The following is a 15,295-nucleotide window of genomic DNA, read 5'->3' as shown; positions in this document are numbered from 1 at the left end:
CCTGCCCCGACCAGCCACCTGAAGCATGACAGCGCCCCTGCCCGCCCACGACCCGAGGAACCCTGGAGCACCCGACCCGCGCGTCGGGCCACGGCCACGCCCGCCGACGAAAAGCGACCGAACCACCACTGCACACCAGCTCAGACCGGCTCAACCACTCGAAGCGAAACAGGGAGGCTAGGGCTGGCACAGCCAGGCGCGGCCGCGGTCCTGGAGAGTGGTCTCTCTTCTGCCATGGAGGTTTCATGCGTCCGACCCATCACCTCACAGCCAAGATCGCCGCGGCCGCCCTCGTGGCCGCGGCCAGCCTGCTCGCCCTCCCGGCAGCCTCGGCGGCCCCGGCGTCCACTTCGATCGCGCACGCCCAGTCCACCGCGGCAGTGACGGGCTCGGTGAGCATCGGCCTGACGGCTGGCGGCACGGTCACCATTCCCGGCGCCCAGCTCACCATCGGCACCACCCTCGACACCGGCATCCAGGTATCGGCCGTCACCACGGTGACCAACAACGCCAACGTCACACTGGTCTTCTCCGGCGGCGGCAGCACCAGCGTCACCGTCGCGCCCGGCGCCTCGGCCAGCGCCAACGCACTGTCCAACGGCACCCTGAAAATTCAGGTCGCGTAGCGGGCGGACACCCCGAGCCGGCGGTCTCCGGGGAACCCTCCCGGAAACCGCCGGCCACGCCTGCGCACCCTGGCCGCCGAGCAGAAGACCAGGCCCAAGAAGGCCGACAAGCGGTGACTGCCATACCTTCAAGCGCAGTACACCCTGCTGGGCAGAACGGTCTGATGTGACACATTGGCGTCACACGGCGCTGTAGGCAATGACCCGATCATGAGGGTCGAGGAGCCCGCCCTCTGTGGAGGGGGCAGCGGGCTCCGACGTGCAGGGGCAGACCGGTTTCCCCCCGTGACCGGGTCCGCCCCTGCCGCATAAAACCGCCACGTCGCCACCGGGCATAGCATCCGGGGCGCGGGGGCGGTACCTGGCCATCACGCCAAACCCCGATGTGACTGCCCCATGAATGGGCGGCCAAGCGGGTGATCGACGGCGGGCGGCCGTCCTGGCCGCGGGGCGTGCCCGCGCGTGCCGCCTGCTGTAACTGGGGCCGTCACCGACCCCTTCGGCAGCCAGGACGATGTCTGCTGCGGCCACATGAGGCGGACCGGCACCCTCCACGTCACAACCGCGGCCGATGCGTGGGACACGGTGTGTCTGGTCGGCTCCTTACCGCTGGGCACGCCGACGCGGCTGTGACCGCCTGCTGTCGGCGTTACCGGACCCCGGCAAGTGATCGCTTCCGGCCGGGGGGCGCGAAATCCGCTCGGGATGACAGCCGCGGCTGGGGCTGCGGGCGTTGGCACTGCGGCCGCCGGTTTCACGGCAGGCTGCCAGCGGGACAGGGCCTGTGCCACGACCCGGGTATGAGGCACTGACGGGGCACACTGAAAGCAGACTTCGGCGAGCGTTCATACCCGCCCCACGGCCGGATCATGCCGCAGGGCCAGGACCACCCTTCCCCTGCAGGCGACCTGCGTGCCCTCATGTGCGACGCACTGCTGCGCCCGGCACTGGCAGGCAGCATCGGGGTGAACGGTCGCAGCCCTGGCATGCGCAAGCGCGTGGGCCTCAGCGAAACGGTGGAGGCCCGCAATGTCACGGGAGCGCCGCGGCATGCGGCAGGCCGCTTCCAGAGCCCAGCGCCACGCTGTCCAGCGGGTCCTCGGCGATGTTGACCGGCATGCCGGTCTCGCGGCGCAGCCGCTCGTCCAGCCCGCGCAGCAGTGCTCCGCCGCCGGTCAGAACGGTTCCCCGGTCCATGATGTCGCCGGACAGCTCCGGCGGACACTTGTCCAGGGTCGTCCTCGGTGCTCCCCTGGGGCGCCGACCTCGGCGACCTCGCCCAGGAGGAGTTGTCGCAGCTGGCCGAGGCCGTCACCATGCCGGCAGTCCCGGGATTTGACGACGCCGTACCGCGCGTCGCCCTGCTGCCCGAGCACGGCGCGGGATGGCCCGGGCGGCCGGGCCTGACCGGGCACCGGCAGGGCGCGGACCGGTCGCCCCTCTTCACCCTCGACTCGGTGGAGACCGAGAGCCTCTCGGTGCGGATCCGGGCCGCCGACAGCACCGCTCGGCTCGGTCTCGTCCTGGAAGCCGGGCTCACCCCGTCCGGGCTGGTGCGGATGCGCGCCACCGTCCGCAACGACGACCCGGGCCGCGCCTGGTATCTCCTTCGGCACCTCCGCGCCCAGCCACCTCGGGACCGGGACCGCGCCCGCGCTCGGACCGTGCTGCACCGGCCGGGTTCGGCCCGCCGGCCCGGGGGCGGAGGCGACCGGCGGCGGGGATGTGGACCTTGCGGCGGCGGGGTCTCATGCCAGTGCGTTCACCGCTGCCGCGAAGAGGCGTGGCAGGCGTGCGGCCGTGGGCACGATGCGTGGGGCCAGTGCCGGCTGCTGCCGGGCCCTGACCAGGAGTTCGGTCAGGAGACGGTGGGAGCGGGTCGCTCGTCTCCAGTCCGTCTCGTACCGGCTCGGTGTGCCCCGGCGCAGGTTGGCGACCAGGGCTTCGGCGCCGGTGAGGGCGAGGGAAACGCCCTCACCGGTCAGCGCGTCGATGTATCCGGCGGCGTCGCCGACGAGCAGGATCCGCCCGTAGGCACGGGTACGGGCCCTCTGGCGCAGCGGTCCCGCGCCTCGCACCGCGGTGACGGCCGCTTCCGGGGGGAGTCGGCCCACCAGGTCGGGGAAGCTCTCGAGTTGGGCGGCGAACGGAGCTCGCCGGGCCGTCAGCAGGGCGACGCCGATGAGTGCGGGGCCGAGCGGGGTGACGTACGCCTCCGCGTCCGCTCCCCAGTACACCTCGACGTACGGCGCCCAAGGGGGCACCGCATAGTGGCGGCGCATTCCGTACCGAGGTGTCCCCCCGGTCTTCACGCCCAGGCCGAGGCAGCGGCGCACGGGTGAGTGCAGGCCGTCCGCGGCGACCAGCCACCGGGCGCGCAGCCCCGTGCCGGGGACGGTCACGCCCGCGGCGTCCTGCCGTACGTCCTCGACCCGCAGGGCCAGTACCGGCACCCCCGCGTCCAGGACGGCCCGGTGCAGGGCGCCGTGCAGTCCGGTGCGGCGCGCCCCCAGGCCGAGGCCGTGCCGGAAGGCGGCCTGGACCTGACGGGATCCCTGGATGTAGCGAATGCCGGTGATGGGATGGCCGGGGACCTTCAGGCCGAGGGCGGTGAGAGCGCGGACGGCACTGGGCATGAGGCCCTCACCGCACGCCTTGTCGACCGGCGCCTGGCGGGGCTCAGCGATGACGGTGTCGAGGCCGGCGCGGGCGGCGTACAGGGCGGTCGCGAGGCCGGCGGGTCCGCCTCCGACGACCAGCAGGTCGTGGCCGCCCCTCACGCGGGCACCGCGTGGGTGAGGGCCGCGTTCTCGCAGCGGATACGGATCGTGAGCAGCACGGCGTTGGCGACGGTGAACACCGTCGCGGTCAGCCAGGCGGAGTGCACCAGCGGCAGGGCGGCGATCTCCACGACGACCGCAAGGTAGTTGGGGTGGCGCAGGAAGCGGTAGGGCCCGGTGCCGACCAGGCGCGCTCCGGGAACGACGATGACCCGGGTGTTCCAGTAAGGTCCGAGTGTGGTGATGCACCACCAGCGCAGGGCCTGGGCCCCTGCGGCGAGCGTCAGCATGGGCCACCCCAGAGCGGGCAGGAACGGCCGGTCGAAGAGCACGGGTTCGAGAAGGCAGCACACGAGCAGGACCGTGTGCAGGACGACCATGACGGGGTAGTGGCCACGGCCGTGCTCGACCCCGGCCCGGGCGCGGGTCCAGACGGCGTTGCGCCGGGCGACGACGAGTTCGGCGACGCGTTCGGCGACGACGGCCAGGACGACAAGCGTGTACCACGGCATGAGGACCACTCCATCACCAGCCCAACAGGACGACTTCGGAACAGAATCCCGGTCCCATCGCCATCAGGAGCCCCCATGTACCGGGCTCGGGCCGACCGGATTCCCACGTGTTCTGCATGACGTGCAGGACGGAGGCGGACGACATGTTCCCCACCGTCGCCAGTGAGCGCCACGCGGAGTCGAGGGCGTCGCCGGGCAGGCCGAGGGCTTCGGTCACGGCGGCCAGGACCCTGGGGCCTCCCGGATGGCACAGCCAGGTCCCGATGTCGTCCGTGGTGAGGCCGTGTTCGGCCAGGAAGGCACGCAGGTGCCGGCCGAAGTGTTCCCGCACGATGCCGGGAACACCGGCATCGATCACGACGCGGAATCCGCCGGCGCCGATGTCCCACCCCAGGAGCCGCTCGGTGTCCGGGTACAGGCGGCTGCGCGTGGCGACCACCGAGGGCCCGGCCGCGTCCGGCCCGGCCCTGCCGCTGCGACTGCCACCGCCACTGCTCCTGCCGCGTGCGACGAGCGCTGCCGCACCGTCACCGAACAGGGCGCCGGCGACGAGGTTGGCGCGGGAGTCGTCGCGTTGCTGGAGCGTCAGCGAGCACAGTTCGACGGTGAGCAGCACAGCGGTGTCGTCGGGATGTCCGCGCAGGTAGTCGTGGACCCGGGCGAGGCCGGCGGCGCCCCCCACGCAGCCCAGGCCGAACACCGGAAGCCTCTTGACGTCGGGCCGCAGCCCCACGCGCCCGGCCAGCCGGGCGTCGAGCGACGGGGCGGCGACGCCGGTGATGGAGGCGCACACCAGCAGGTCGACGTCGGCCGGTTGAAGCCCCGCCTCCTGCAGCGCGCCGGTGAGGGCTTCCTCGCCCAGTTCGAGGCCGACCTCAAGCCACGCGTCATTGCTCTGCCCGAAGTCGCGGAGCCCGGCGTACCGCTCGATCGGCAGGGCGAGATGACGCGTGCGCACACCGGCGGACGCATGCAGGCGGCGCAGCACGGTGCGATCCGCCCCCGGCGACAGGCACAGGTCGCCGATCAGCTCGGTGAGGTCGTCCTGAGCGTAACGGTGCGGCGGCAGCGCAGTGCGGACGGCGGTGATCGTGGTCGCCGCGGGAGGGACGGTCGTCCGGCGCGGCGCGGCGGGCGGGGAAGGGTCATGATCGACCATCACGGGGACACGCATGTCGGTAATGCCTTCCTCGCCTCGGACGCCCGACTACCGTGCCTACGTGTCTGTCCACCCGTCTGGGGTTCCCTCCCGCACCACACACCGCCTCCCGGTGCTGCTGCGCTCCTGCCATCTCGAGCCGACACTCGCCGTGACGGTGTTCGTCACCGCCCTGGCCGTGGCGGCCGGCCGCGGGGTGGCGGGGTCGGCGGCGGTGGCCGCGGCCGTGCTGGCAGGCCAGCTGTCGATCGGCTGGTGCAACGACGCGGTCGACGCGCAGCGCGACACGGCCTGCGGGCGCTCCGACAAGCCGGTGGCGACCGGCGAACTCCCGCCCCGGGCGGTGGCCGTCGCGGCGGGGACAGCCCTGGGGCTGTGCGTGCCGCTGTCACTGCTCAGCGGCACCGCCGCCGGAGCGGCACACCTGGGCGGGGTGGTGGCCGCGGGCTGGACCTACAACCTGCGGTTGAAGAACACCGTGCTCTCACCGCTGCCCTATGCCGTGGGTTTCGGCTCGCTTCCCGCCTTCGTCACCCTCGGTCTGCCGTCGCCGTCCTGGCCCGCCTGGTGGGCGGTGACAGCGGGCGCGTTGCTGGGTGTGGGGGCACACCTGGTCAACGTCCTTCCGGACATCGAGAACGATCTCGCGACCGGAGTACGCGGGCTGCCGCAGCGGCTGGGCCGTACGACCTGCCGGTGGCTGGCCCCGTTCGTCATGCTGGCGGCCGTGAGCGTGGTCGCCGCAGGTCCCCACGGGGCGGCGGAGACGTCGGACTGGGTACTGGCGGCCGCCGCGGCGATCGTCGCGGTCACAGGTACGGCTCCGCCGTCGAGGGCCCGCAGCAGGTGGCCGTTCCGGGCGGCGATCGTGGTGGCCGGCATGGCAGTGGTACAGCTCCTGCTACGGGGCTCGGACATGGCCTGACCCGGACCCGAGCTCCACCGCGTGCCGCGCGGCATCGTCGGGTGATCCGGTCGGGACGTTTGTTCACGGGCCTGCGCTCGGCCGTGCGCAGGCGCTCCGATACATGGTCGGATGAGGTTCCCCCCTGCGCGGGAGGTGCTGACTAGCTGGTCAGTGCGGGGTGACGTCGCGTTTAGGTTCACTGGTTCGGCCGCTGTCTGGTTGGCGTAGTGCTTCTCCTCGAACTCGATGGGACTTCAGGTAGCCGAGCCGTTTCTGGATCCGGCGGGGGTTGTAGAAGCCGACGATGTGCTCGAAGAGCGCGAGGCTGGCCTCGGCCCTGGTGGCGAAGACGGGGACGCGGATGCACTCGGTCTTGATCAACATCCGCAGGTTCTCCGCCAGGGCGTTGTCGAACGAGTCCCCGACCGAGCCCATGGATGCCTGGATTCCGGCCCTGACCAGGCGTGTTGTGAGCTTGATGGATGTGTATGGGCAGCCGTGGTCGGCTGGTGGACGAGCTGGCGGGGGGGCGACCTCGCGGCTGGCCAGCGCGTATCCCAGCGAGGTCAGGATCAGGTCGGCGTCCGCGTGGGCGGAGGTCTCCCAGGCCGCCACCCGGCGGGAGAAGGCGTCCCGGATCGCCGACAGCCACAGCGGCCCCTCACCGGTGGGGATCATGGTGAAGTCAGTCACCCACAGCCGGTTCGGCTCGTCAGCGGTGAAGTCGCGTTGGACGAGGTCAGGGGCGAGGTCGGCGTCCAGGTCGCGCCGGGTGAAGCTGCCCGTGCGGCGTGGGCTGATGCCGGCGAGGCCGTCTTCGCGCATGAGCCGCTCGACCCGCTTGCGGCCGACCTGCACGCCCTCGCGTCCTGGCCCAGTTCAGAATGGGCCGGCTTCCCGGCCGGATTCCGCGGGCTTCGGGGGATGCGCGCGCAGTGAGCCGGGGTGGGCCCTGGCGGTCGGGTCGCGCCTGGTCTTCATCAGGCTTGCCACGGTGACGACCGCGAGGACGAGGGCGATCACGGCGAGGCTGAGCGGGGTGGGAATCTCGGGGACCGCCTCGTGCAGGTCGACGTGCGCCCAGTGCAGGATGAGCTTGACGCCGATGAACGCGAGGATCAGCGAGAGCCCGGCGGACAGATACACCAGCCGGTCCAGCAGTCCCTTGACGAGGAAGAAAAGAGCGCGCAGGCCGAGCAGGGCGAAGGCGTTGGCGGTGAAGACAATGTAAGGCTCCTGGGTGACCCCGAACACCGCGGGGATGGAGTCGAGCGCGAAGAGCAGGTCGATGCTGCCGATGGCGAGCAGGACGATGAACAGCGGGGTGACCATCCGGCGCCCGTCGACGCGGGTGACGAGTCTGCCGCCGACGTAGTCGGCGCTGATCGGCAGGAGTCGGCGGGCGGCTTTGACCATGACGTTGTCCTCGATGTCGGGGTCCTCGTCGCGGTGCCGGAACAGCTGCACCGCCGTGTAGATCAGCAGCAGGCCGAACAGCAGGAACATGAACGAGAACAGCGCCAGCAGGGTGGCGCCGAGCGCGATGAAGACGGCGCGCATGACCAGGGCGAGCACGATGCCGAAAGTGAGCACCTTGTGCTGGTGTTCCGCCGGCACGGCGAAGGTGGTCATGATGATGACGAAGACGAACAGATTGTCGACCGACAGGCTCTTCTCGACGATGTAGCCGGCGAAGTACTCGGTGCCGAACCCTCCGCCGTATCGCGCGGCGAACCAGACGCCGAAGCCGACCGCGACGAGGATGTAGAACACCGACCACGCGGTGGCCTCGCCGTAGCCGACCCGGTGCGGGCGCGCGGCGGCCAGGATCAGGTCGACAGCGAGCAGGACGAGGATCAGGCCGATGGTGACGGCCCAGGTCAGTGCGCTGATGTCCAGCACCGGTCCTCCATTTCAGTTGTCGGATCGGTCCTCGTCCGGCGGGGACGACGCGGTGGTGGCACCGGTGCCGGCGGGGTGGTGAGCAGCAGTACTGCTCCAGCCAGGGCGGCGACGGTGGAGGGGGTGAGGATGCCGACTTTGGCCTGGGCGATCAGGGCGGCATCGGTGAGGGTGAGGTCGGTGATGAACAGCGAGACGGTGAACCCGATACCCCCCAGGGCGGCGGCACCGAGGATCTCATGGTGGTGCATGTCCGCGGGCAGAGTTCCCCAGCCCAGCTTGCGCGCCAGGTAGGTCACCCCGCCGATGCCGACGATTTTGCCGAGGACGAGACCGGTGATGATCGCCCAGGTAACCGGCTGGCCAAAGGCGTCGCCGAGCGGGCTCGGGTGCGGGTCCTACCAGGCCGCGCGTTCGGGCTCCTGTCTGGATCGCCGAATAGCCGCCGTGCTCGACGAGCGGACCTCGCCGTCTTCCATCAGAGATCACGGTTCACCTTCCCGAGGTTCTCTCCATCAACCGCCACGGCAGTCTCGGATGCCAATCCGGCGCGGCGACCGCCTGATACGAATCACTGCTGTTTGCACGTCATATGTCATCTTGTGGGCGGGGTGTGGCAGTCCGCATCCGGTCGAGGCGAGCCACGACCGGTCCTGCTGTGACGCCATGCAGCACCACCGAGGCCAGCACGGTGAACGTCACCACCGCCCACAGCTCCCGCTCCGGCACCGGGAAGTCGTGCTGCCCCAGGCCGTAGGCGAGGTAGTACAGCGAACCGACGCCTCGGATCCCATAGCCCGCGACTACCCAACGTTCCTTGGCGCCCGTGCGGCCTCCGAGCAGCCCGGCCCACCCGGACAGCGGCCGGATCACCAGCAGGAGCGCCAGCGCGGTGACGGCGCCCTGCCAGGTCAGTGAGGCAAGGCCACCGAGCGCGATGAAGGCGCCCAGCAGAAACAGCAACGCGGCGGTGAACAGGCGCTCGATCTGCTCCACGAAGTCGTGGAGGATGTTGTGGAAGCCGTGAGCACGCTCGGCCGCCCGGATCGCGCACGCCGTGGTGAACACGGCGAGGAAGCCGTAGCCCCCCATCAGCTCGGTCACCCCGTAGGACAGGAAAGTCGCGCCCAGCGCGACAAAGCCGTCCCGGTGTTCGGACAGGCGCAACACCGGCGAGCGAGTGCGGAAGAACAGCCAGCCCAGGAGCCGACCGACGAGCAACCCGCTCAGCACCCCCACAGTGCACTTGAACGCGACGTCCTCCACCACCCAGACGCCGACCCAGGAGGCCGACCAGCCGCTGCCCGCAGCAGCGGCCAGCGCGACAGCCGCGTACGTCAGGGGAAACGCAAGCCCGTCGTTGAGGCCCGCCTCGCTGGTGAGGGAGAAGCGCACCTCGTCCTCGTCATGCTCGTCCTCGGTGGGCTCACCCACCCGCACCTCCGAGGCCAGCACGGGATCTGTCGGGGCGAGAACGGCGGCCAGCAGCAGGGCGGCGGCCGGCGGCCAGTCCAATAGCCACCACGCCACAAGGGCGGTGACCACGACGGTCAGCAGCATCGTGATGCCCAGCAACCGCCACGTCGTGGCCCACCGACGCCAGCCGACGGGCCGGTTGAGCGCCAGCCCCGCGCCCATCAGCGCGATGATGACGCCGATCTCGGTGATGTGTTCAGTCAGCAGCCGGTCATCCACCGGATCGATCACAGGCAGCGGCAAAGGCAGCAGGTACACGCCGATGCCAGCCACCAAGAACAACAGCGGCATCGACAGCGGACGCCCGGCCACCACCCGGGGGAGCACTGCCGCGAGCAGCGCACCGGCTCCCAACCACGCGAACACCGCATCGGCGATCGTCACTGCTCTGTGCCTGTCCTTCCGCCGCAACCCCGTGGCCGCGCACTCATGCCGCACGGAACCGCGGCCACCTGTCACTGAAGATCACAAGCCCATACGAAACCGGCGCGCCCCTGATCCCAGCCCGCATACCCACTATTTCAGCGACACAGCACTTCGTGACGGACGCCACCTGGCGAAACGCCACGAAGCGCCACACCACGTCCCGCAAGGGAACGCGGCTGCACACCGGGCCGCTCAGAACGCCCGATTGGCGGCAGAGCGTCTACGGCTCTCCCCCACCTTTCCCAGCAGGCGGACGCAACCAGCCGCGCGCAGCTCGGCGTTACTGTGCCGAGCCCCGTCCGGCCATGCGGAGTGCTCGGCGGCTGGGCCGTATGCGGAGATGGGAACACAGCGGAGCGCAGAGCGGGAAGGCGGCGTGCTCCTGGGCACCGGCAGCGGATCGCGCGGGCTCCCCACAGTCCGGCTTGAGGGCCGGTGCCCCCTTTCGGCAGTCGAGGGGGAGCCCGCCGTGGGGGCTCTGTTCTCCGGGTGCCCGGCGATCACGGTGATGATCGTTCCGTCACGACGGTGCGGCAGCACGTGCCCGGGAGCACGCGGCGCCGCCGGGGCGTTTCCCTCGGAGCCTGCTGACTCCCCTGCGGACCTCGTCGGCACCCGCCCAAAGGCGTCATCGGCGGACGTCAGGAGCAGCGTGGGTTCGGGTACCCGTATCGACCGTGGGATCGATGCCCGCCGGGAGCAGCCATGAACAGTGCCATACAGCCGCCGGAGCGCCCCATCATTGCCGGTATCGACAGAGGGCCCGGCCATGAGGATCTTGTACGGTTCGCTGCCCGCGAGGCGGCACTGCGCGGACGCCCCCTGCAGATCGCGCACGCATTGGAGCTGCCACTTCCCGGAGGTTCCGTATCCGACGAGGAGGAGAGCCGCTTCGCCGCCAAGGTGAGTGCCCAGCTGGTGGAGCATTACGAGCGGCTGGCCCGCGAGGAGGTTCCCGGCCTCTCCGTCGGCGGAGAGGTGATCATGGGGCACGCGGCGGCCGGGCTGATCGAACGCTCCGCGGCGGCGGAGCTGATCGTGATCGGCCATCGGGGCAGGGGCGGCTTTCCCCGGCTGCCGCTCGGATCGGTGAGCTGGCAGGTGACCACGCGCGCCGAGTGTCCCGTCGTCGTCGTGCGTCCCTCGCAGACGGCGGAGCGGCCGGACAATCGTGTCGTGGTCGGCGTCGACACCGACGACGCCTCGCTGCAGGCCCTCGACGTGGCGTATCTGGAAGCCGATCTGCGCGGTGCTCGCCTCGATGTGGTGCACTGCGCCTTCGGCGTCGCCGCGTCTCCCACCGGGGCCATCACAACGGTCCCCGTGGACCCCGCATTGGTGAAAAGCGGCCAGCGGGAGTTCTTCGACACGGAACTCAGAAGGCGGCGTGACCGCCACCCCGGCGTAGAAGTGAACCTGCGCCTCGAGCACGCCTCACCCGGGCCGCTGCTCGTCGAAGCCTCCACCGGTGCCTGCCTGCTGGTCGTCGGCTCCCACCGGCGAACCGGAATACGCCGATTCCTGCTCGGGTCAGTCAGCGCCGAAGTGCTGCACACCGCACACTGCCCAGTCGCCGTAGTACCTGTTCAGCGCGACGGCTGATTCTCGTTACGCGCTCCGGTCGCGGCGGAGGCTCCGGCCCCACAGGGCAAGCCGGGCGCGTTTGAGTCTGCGCAATGGGGCCAACCCGACACGGGCCGGAGGTCTACGAGGTGCGGACCCGGCCAGGCCCGCCGCCTCCGGCCGCACCCGAAGGAGACACCGCATGACGACCACGGTCAAGGACATGCTCGCCACCTACCCGGCCGACCTCGGGCAGGTCGACCGCGACAAGCTCACCCGCTGCATCGAGGAATGCATCGCCTGCGCCCAGGTATGTACCGCCTGTGCGGACGCCTGCTTGTCCGAGGGCATGGTCGGCGAACTCACCAAGTGCATCCGCACCGACATGGACTGCGCCGACATCTGCAACACCACGGCATCCGTCCTGTCCCGCCACACCGGCTACGACGCCAACATCACCCGCGCGATCCTCCAGGCATGCGCCACCGCCTGCAAAGCCTGCGCCGACGAATGCTCCACCCACGCCGACCAGCACGAGCACTGCCGCCTGTGCGCCGAAGCCTGCCGCTCCTGCGAGAAGGCCTGCGACGAGCTCCTCCAAGCCCTAGGCTGACCAACCGATCCACCGCACTGGGCGCCGGGCCGGCGCTTCGGCGGGCCGGTGCTTCCTCGCGCACGACGAGACCCAGTCCGGCGGACGCATCTCGCGTTGTCGGCGACGGCCGCACCGGCGTGACTCGGCCCCGGCACTGACCACTGGCGTTCGCATCGCCGGGCAGCTGCTGATCTATGCCGTGTCGATCGCCACGATCCACGCATGAGCGGAGGGAATGTCCTCGAGGTCGCGTGGAGCGTAGCCCTGATCGGCGCAGGGACGGTCATCGCCCTGAATCAGCCCTGTGCACAAATGGTCGGCCGGTGCCACTCCCCTGCTCTTCCTGGTCGCGGGCGTCCTCGTTCAACTACTGCCGGTGTCCGTACCGACGGTGGATCCCGTGCACGACCGCCTGTGGGTGAGCACACCACCGAGGTGTGTGTAATCGTGTCCCTGATGGGCGCCGGACTCGCCATTGACCGGCCCTTCGGCCGTCACCGGTGGTCCAGTACCTGGCGGTTGCTCGGCGTCACCATGCCGCTGACGGTGGTGGCCGTCGCCTGCTGAACTGGCCGCCCGCCGTCGCCCTGCTGCTGGGTGCGGTGCTCGCCCCCACCGATCCCCTGGCCGGGGAGGTACGGGTGGGAGAGCCGCTCGGTACCGAGCGTGACGAGGACGAGACACGGTTCGCTCTCACAGCGAGGCCGGGCTGAACGACGGACTCGCCTTCCCGTTCGTCTACGCGGCCATCGCCCTCGCCACGGCGGCGGGCGCCGGGTGGTCGGCGGACTGGACCGGCCGTTGGGCGCTGAGCGACGCGCTGGGGCTCGCCATGGCTCGAGCCACAGGTCTTGGCTGTTGCCCGCCTGGGGCCGTGGGCCCAGCCGCGACGCCGACTGCCCCCAACATCTGGAAAAGCCGGAATACAGCCGTCGAAAACGCTGGCATCAGACTCGACAGCGAGTTGCAATCTGAGCGGCTCACGAGGAGGTGACGGCGGCGTGGGCGAGGGCAGCGGTCTCCTGCGGCGTACCGTCGATCGGGATGGCCGAGCCCACTTCGTCCTCGCCCAACGCTTCGAGGTCGGCGAACTGCGTACGAAGCAGCTCAGGTGGCATGAAGTGGCCCCGTCGCGCGGTGATCCGCGCGGCGATCAGCTCCGGCGAACCATTGAGGTGGAGGAAGAAGACATGCGGCGCGGCGGAAGCGAGCCGGTCACGGTAGCGCCGCTTGAGCGCCGAGCATGTCACCACTCCGCCGGTGTCCGCATGCCCGACCAGCCAGCGTGCGATCTCGTCCAACCAGGGGCGACGGTCCTCGTCATCGAGCGGGTGGCCCGCTCGCATCTTCGCCACATTGGGTGCGGGATGGAAGTCGTCCCCCTCGGCGTAGGGGACACCGAGGTGACGTGCCAACAGTTGGCCCACTGTGGTCTTCCCCGAGCCCGACACTCCCATGACCACGACCAATGGAGCAGTGCTGTGAGACATCCAGAGCCTTCCTTCGGATAGTGCCGCCTAGAGCTCGATGACCACCTTGACGTCGTCGGGCTGTGGCTCGAACGTCTCCGTCGCGCGCTCCAGCGGCACCCGCCGGGTGATCATGTGCTCAAGCCATGACAGGTCGGTCTGCGCCAGGGCGTCGGCAGCCTGGCGGTAGTGACGCAGGTTGGCATTGACCGAGCCCACCACCGCGTCGTTCTGCAGCACGATCTCCCGGTTGATGGCGCCCGCATCCACGGTCATCCTTCGGCCGGCGGGCGACACGCCGGTCAGGCACACCACTCCGAAGCGTGCGGTGCCTGTCAGCGAGGCGAGGACGGGCTCGTTCGCGCCCGTGGCTTCGATGACGACATCCGGGCATACGGCGGAGATGACCCGCTCGGCGTCCTCCGCGTGGTAGATGGCGCCCAACTCCCGTACGAGAAAGGGCTTGGGCCCTTCGGTCACCCGGTCGAGCACATGCACCTCCAGCCCGCGCTGGGTACCCAGCAGGGCGGCCAGCAGACCGATGGGCCCGGCACCTGTCACCAGGACGCGACGCGGCTCGAACCACGAACGGGCACCGACACGCTCGACCTGCTCCCACGCCTTTGCCACCACGGTGGTCGGTTCCACGAGCACGCCGACGCCCTCCAGACGCGGCTCCAGCTTCACCGCATAGTCGGCTTCCACACACCACGCCTGCGCGGCATAACCGTCGATCTCTTTGATACCGCGCTCGGTGTAGCGGTCATTGCGGCACATGTCGAACTCCCCGCGAGCGCAGGCCCCGCATGGCTCGGGGTCCGGCCGGCGCACCACCCCGGCGACAAGGTCACCGGCCGAGAACCCGCTGCCGGGCGGCGCCTGCCGCACCCGCCCGAGGGACTCATGCCCCAGGACCATCCACTCACGGCCCGCAGGGGCCCAGCCGTACTCGCCCCGGACGATCTCCCTGTCTGTTCCGCACACCCCCACCGCCAGGCCCTGCACCAGCAACTCGCCGACAGCCGGTGCCGGGTCAGGCACCTCCCGTACCTCCAGGGAGCCCTTCTCGCCGGGCCGCACGGTCAATGCACGCATCGCCAACCTCGCCCCTCTGCAAACGCCACGCCTCATGCCGTGCGCGCCGCTGCCTTGACGTCTGTCCGCCTTTACGTGTGTCCCGCTCAGACCGTTTCAGCACCAGCCGGTCGGGGTGGAGGGATACGTCCAGGGTGGCGACGGAGGAGGCGTCCCAGGTGTGGGCGTCGGAGAGGTCTGTGACCACATCGTCCGGGTCGTCCTTGTAATTGAACTGGTAGACCGAAGTCGTTGGAGGAGGCGAGGAACAGCTCGTCGGTGACCGCGTAGACGACCTGGTCGCCGTCGGGATCGACGACACGGGAGACGTTGACCAGGTGCGCGACACGCTTGGCGAAAATGACCACCGCGGTGATGCAGCCGACGACGACGCCGATGGCGAGGTTGTGAGTGGCGACCGCGCACGTGACGGTGACCAGCATGACGATCATCTCGCCGAGCGGCATCCGCCTCACCGCCCTCGGGGCGATGGAGCGCCAGTCGAAGGTGGCCACCGACACCATGATCATGACCGCGACCAGGGCTCTGTGCGGTCGCGACCCGCCGTCGCTGAGGAAGCCCGTCGCCTCGGGCGATGCCCTCGACCGGCACGGTCGGCACCGAAGCCCACCGAAAGACCTCGTGACAGACGCCATGCCCCACAGCGACGGCACCGGCGAAGCGACGACGTCGTGACCCTGCTGATGCGTTCCGGGAGCTGCGCGCGGACGTGCTGCAGCACGCCGCCTCCGAGGAGCAGTACGAGTTCCCCCGGCTGCGCGAGAAGGCCGGAGCGCAGCAGCTCG

General features: G+C 70.3%; 14 protein-coding genes and 4 pseudogenes. 7 read left to right on the top strand and 11 right to left on the bottom strand.

Annotation, left to right across the window (positions count from 1 at the left end):
• The first annotated feature begins 245 nt into the window (after positions 1 to 245).
• The gene (locus tag ACYVMZ_RS38525; RefSeq protein ID WP_461087850.1) at positions 246 to 626 is read left to right on the top strand and encodes a hypothetical protein; all 381 of its coding nucleotides are present in this window, start codon (positions 246 to 248) and stop codon (positions 624 to 626) included.
• A 1,032-nt stretch (positions 627 to 1,658) separates the two neighbouring features.
• Here ACYVMZ_RS38525 and ACYVMZ_RS38520 read toward each other — a convergent pair.
• Positions 1,659 to 1,874: pseudogene (locus ACYVMZ_RS38520) on the bottom strand (rod shape-determining protein); the annotation flags it as partial.
• Here ACYVMZ_RS38520 and ACYVMZ_RS38515 point away from each other — a divergent pair.
• Positions 1,871 to 2,200, top strand: a pseudogene (locus ACYVMZ_RS38515) (alpha-galactosidase); the annotation flags it as partial. The pseudogenes ACYVMZ_RS38520 and ACYVMZ_RS38515 overlap by 4 nt on opposite strands.
• 174 nt (positions 2,201 to 2,374) lie before the next feature.
• On the opposite strand, the gene ACYVMZ_RS38510 reads toward ACYVMZ_RS38515, so the two are convergent.
• The 3 genes from ACYVMZ_RS38510 to ACYVMZ_RS38500 are packed head-to-tail and all read right to left on the bottom strand — an operon-like array spanning position 2,375 to position 5,092.
• Positions 2,375 to 3,406: an NAD(P)/FAD-dependent oxidoreductase gene (locus tag ACYVMZ_RS38510; RefSeq protein ID WP_461087848.1), complete on the bottom strand. Its 1,032-nt coding sequence runs from the start codon at positions 3,404 to 3,406 to the stop codon at positions 2,375 to 2,377.
• Positions 3,403 to 3,918 carry an isoprenylcysteine carboxyl methyltransferase family protein gene (locus ACYVMZ_RS38505; RefSeq protein WP_461087846.1) on the bottom strand — a complete coding sequence of 172 codons (516 nt, stop codon included), beginning with the start codon at positions 3,916 to 3,918 and terminating at the stop codon, positions 3,403 to 3,405. Before ACYVMZ_RS38505 ends, ACYVMZ_RS38510 begins: the two co-directional genes overlap by 4 nt.
• Positions 3,919 to 3,931: 13 nt before the next feature.
• On the bottom strand, positions 3,932 to 5,092 hold the full coding sequence (locus ACYVMZ_RS38500; RefSeq protein WP_461087844.1) for a type III polyketide synthase: 1,161 nt from the start codon (positions 5,090 to 5,092) through the stop codon (positions 3,932 to 3,934).
• Positions 5,093 to 5,138: 46 nt separating this feature from the next.
• Between ACYVMZ_RS38500 and ACYVMZ_RS38495 the strand changes: the two genes are divergently transcribed.
• A complete protein-coding gene (locus tag ACYVMZ_RS38495; protein ID WP_461087842.1) occupies positions 5,139 to 6,002 on the top strand; it encodes a UbiA family prenyltransferase in 864 nt (287 codons plus the stop codon).
• Positions 6,003 to 6,152: 150 nt separating this feature from the next.
• Here the strand turns inward: ACYVMZ_RS38495 and ACYVMZ_RS38490 are convergent, their stop codons facing one another.
• The 4 genes from ACYVMZ_RS38490 to ACYVMZ_RS38475 form a co-directional block, all read right to left on the bottom strand.
• The gene (locus ACYVMZ_RS38490) at positions 6,153 to 6,842 is read right to left on the bottom strand and encodes an IS3 family transposase (RefSeq protein ID WP_461087840.1); all 690 of its coding nucleotides are present in this window, start codon (positions 6,840 to 6,842) and stop codon (positions 6,153 to 6,155) included.
• A 21-nt stretch (positions 6,843 to 6,863) separates the two neighbouring features.
• A complete protein-coding gene (locus ACYVMZ_RS38485) occupies positions 6,864 to 7,886 on the bottom strand; it encodes a TerC family protein (RefSeq protein ID WP_461087838.1) in 1,023 nt (340 codons plus the stop codon).
• A complete protein-coding gene (locus ACYVMZ_RS38480; RefSeq protein ID WP_461087852.1) occupies positions 7,865 to 8,203 on the bottom strand; it encodes a Na+/H+ antiporter NhaA in 339 nt (112 codons plus the stop codon). The genes ACYVMZ_RS38485 and ACYVMZ_RS38480 overlap by 22 nt, the downstream gene beginning before the upstream one ends.
• A 271-nt stretch (positions 8,204 to 8,474) precedes the next feature.
• The gene (locus ACYVMZ_RS38475; protein ID WP_461087836.1) at positions 8,475 to 9,746 is read right to left on the bottom strand and encodes a cation:proton antiporter; all 1,272 of its coding nucleotides are present in this window, start codon (positions 9,744 to 9,746) and stop codon (positions 8,475 to 8,477) included.
• Positions 9,747 to 10,493: 747 nt separating this feature from the next.
• Between ACYVMZ_RS38475 and ACYVMZ_RS38470 the strand changes: the two genes are divergently transcribed.
• The 3 genes and pseudogenes from ACYVMZ_RS38470 to ACYVMZ_RS38460 form a co-directional block, all read left to right on the top strand.
• Positions 10,494 to 11,390 carry a universal stress protein gene (locus tag ACYVMZ_RS38470; protein ID WP_461087833.1) on the top strand — a complete coding sequence of 299 codons (897 nt, stop codon included), beginning with the start codon at positions 10,494 to 10,496 and terminating at the stop codon, positions 11,388 to 11,390.
• Positions 11,391 to 11,553: 163 nt separating this feature from the next.
• Positions 11,554 to 11,964: a four-helix bundle copper-binding protein gene (locus tag ACYVMZ_RS38465; protein ID WP_461087831.1), complete on the top strand. Its 411-nt coding sequence runs from the start codon at positions 11,554 to 11,556 to the stop codon at positions 11,962 to 11,964.
• A gap of 277 nt (positions 11,965 to 12,241) precedes the next feature.
• A pseudogene (locus ACYVMZ_RS38460) lies at positions 12,242 to 12,799 on the top strand (cation:proton antiporter domain-containing protein); the annotation flags it as partial.
• A gap of 127 nt (positions 12,800 to 12,926) precedes the next feature.
• Here ACYVMZ_RS38460 and ACYVMZ_RS38455 read toward each other — a convergent pair.
• From ACYVMZ_RS38455 to ACYVMZ_RS38445, 3 genes and pseudogenes are all read right to left on the bottom strand, one after another.
• Positions 12,927 to 13,436, bottom strand: a complete 510-nt coding sequence (locus ACYVMZ_RS38455) for a gluconokinase (RefSeq protein WP_461087829.1) — start codon at positions 13,434 to 13,436, stop codon at positions 12,927 to 12,929.
• Positions 13,437 to 13,463: 27 nt separating this feature from the next.
• Entirely contained in the window at positions 13,464 to 14,510 is a 1,047-nt protein-coding gene (locus ACYVMZ_RS38450) for a glucose 1-dehydrogenase (RefSeq protein ID WP_461087827.1), read from the bottom strand.
• 127 nt (positions 14,511 to 14,637) lie between these two features.
• Positions 14,638 to 15,043, bottom strand: a pseudogene (locus tag ACYVMZ_RS38445) (SulP family inorganic anion transporter); the annotation flags it as partial.
• On the opposite strand from ACYVMZ_RS38445, the gene ACYVMZ_RS38440 reads away from it, so the two are divergent.
• On the top strand, positions 14,931 to 15,185 hold the full coding sequence (locus ACYVMZ_RS38440; RefSeq protein WP_461087854.1) for a hypothetical protein: 255 nt from the start codon (positions 14,931 to 14,933) through the stop codon (positions 15,183 to 15,185). The pseudogene ACYVMZ_RS38445 and the gene ACYVMZ_RS38440 overlap by 113 nt on opposite strands.
• Positions 15,186 to 15,295: the final 110 nt, after the last annotated feature.

Source organism: Streptomyces deserti (assembly GCF_054782695.1).
This window is presented reverse-complemented; position numbering and strand designations above follow the sequence as displayed.